Source organism: Mycobacterium sp. TH-M11, from assembly GCF_057473725.1.
In genome coordinates this window covers 1-1,905 of the sequence record NZ_JBYCLD010000102.1, presented here as the reverse complement: position 1 = coordinate 1,905, position 1,905 = coordinate 1, and the positions used below count along the sequence as shown (strand labels likewise).

The window sequence follows — 1,905 nt, the reverse complement described above, 5'->3', positions numbered from 1 at the left end:
CGAGGGCGGTGTTGATCGCGGCGATCGCCCGCATCGCCGACAGCGAATCCCCGCCGAGGTCGAAGAACGACTCGTCGACCCCGACCCGGTCGACTCCCAGCACTCCGGCCCAGATGCCGGCCAGAATCTGCTCGACCAGCGTCGCCGGGGCGCGATAGCCGGAACCGTTGCCGTGGTGCCCGGTTGGCGATACCGATGCGGTCAGTGGCTGGACCACCGGCTCTGCCAAGTTGATCGACGACAACGGCTGTGTTGGATCTCCGGACATGGCCACCAGCACCCGCTGCAAGCGCTCGATCAGCGCGCCGATCACGGTCGCGTCGAAAACATCCGCGCGATATTGGACGACGAGTTCCAGTTCGTGGCCCGGCACGGCCTGGATCGCAAGCGGGTAATGGTAGAAGTCACGGTTGGTGAGCCCGCCGATGACCAACCCGTCCGCGCCCGACAGCGCAGCCGCGTCCGTCGGATAGTTCTCGTAGACGAAAACGGTGTCGAACAATCTTTCGTGACCGGTCGCGCGATGGATGTCGCTGAGGGCCAGATGCTGGTGTTCGAGGGTGTGGTTGTGATCGTGACGCAGCTGCTCGAGCAGGTCGGTGGTGGTGGTTGCGTCGTCGATTACCGCCCGTACCGGCACGGTGTTGATCAGCAGGCCGATCATCGACTCCGCGCCGGTCAACTCTGCGGGACGGCCCGCGACGACGGTGCCGAAGGCGACGTCATGGTGGCCGGTCAGCCACCTCAGCACCGTCGCGAAGGCGCCCTGCAGAACGGTGTTGACGGTGGCCTGCGACGAGCGGGCAAGCTCGGAAACAGCCCGGGTGGTGCGCTCGGATACCCGGAACGAAGCGACGTCGCGCGGCCCCAGCCCCAACCGGTCCGGCGGGCCGATCAACGTGGGGGTGTCAAAGCCGGCCAACACCTGCAGCCAGGCGGTGCGGGCGGCAGGACGATCCTGACCGGCCAGCCAGGCGATGTACCTGCGGTACGGCACAGCCGCGGGCAGCCGGTTCCCGTAGTAGCCGGCGAACAACTCCCGCAACAAGTTCGACAGTGACCAGCCGTCGAGCACTATGTGGTGGTTGGTCAGCACGAATCGGTGCCGGTCCTGTCCCGTGCGGACCAACGCCGCGCGAAACGCCGGTTGCTCGGCCAGATCGAAGACCGCGGCTCGCTCGGCCGCACAGACCCGGTCGATCTGCTCGTCGAGGTCGAGGTGTGCTCCGCACAGGTCGACGAACCGCCAAGCAGCGACGGGATCGGCCGGGATGATCTGCACCGACTCGTCGAAGTGCGGGCAGAAGCGGGCAGCCAGATGGGGATGCCGGGTCACGACCGCCTGCATCGCATCGCGCAGCCGACGCGGATCCAGCGGACCGGTCAGCGTGATGTCCAGTTGCACCGCGTAGACGTCGTCGCCGCCCTGCGCGGCGCTGGCGTGAAAGAACAGACCTTGCTGCAAGGGCGTCAACGGCAGGATATCGGCGAGCCGATACTGCCGGCTCAGTTCGTCGATCTGCTCCTGGCGTAGCCGGGCCGGCGCGATATCCGACGGCGTCAACCCGCCCCCACCCCGCCTGACATAGGCACAGATGCCGGCCAAAGCGTCGAACCACAGCCGACTCAGCCGCGCGACCTGCGCGTGATCGAGCGCCGAGGGCGCCCACGTCCAGCCGGCCTGCAGCTGCGGGCCGGCGTCGGTGTCCACCATCGCGGCGTTGAGCTCCACGGTGTGCAGCAACGGCATGGGGATAGCGGTGGCAACCCTGGCCACCGTGCCGCTCTCCGGGCTGATCCGCCACCCATCATCGGCCGTCTTGGCGGCCGAACCGCCAAGACGCCCGAGGTAATTGAAACCGATTGCCGGATCCGCTCCGGCCAGGCCGACATCGGTGTTCAGGT

1 protein-coding gene is annotated in these 1,905 nt (G+C 67.5%); it reads right to left on the bottom strand.

Going from position 1 to position 1,905, the window contains the following annotated elements:
- Positions 1-1,905, bottom strand: a 1,905-nt coding sequence (locus AC2VOG_RS04205; RefSeq protein ID WP_486938662.1) for a condensation domain-containing protein, incomplete at both ends; no start/stop codon positions are given.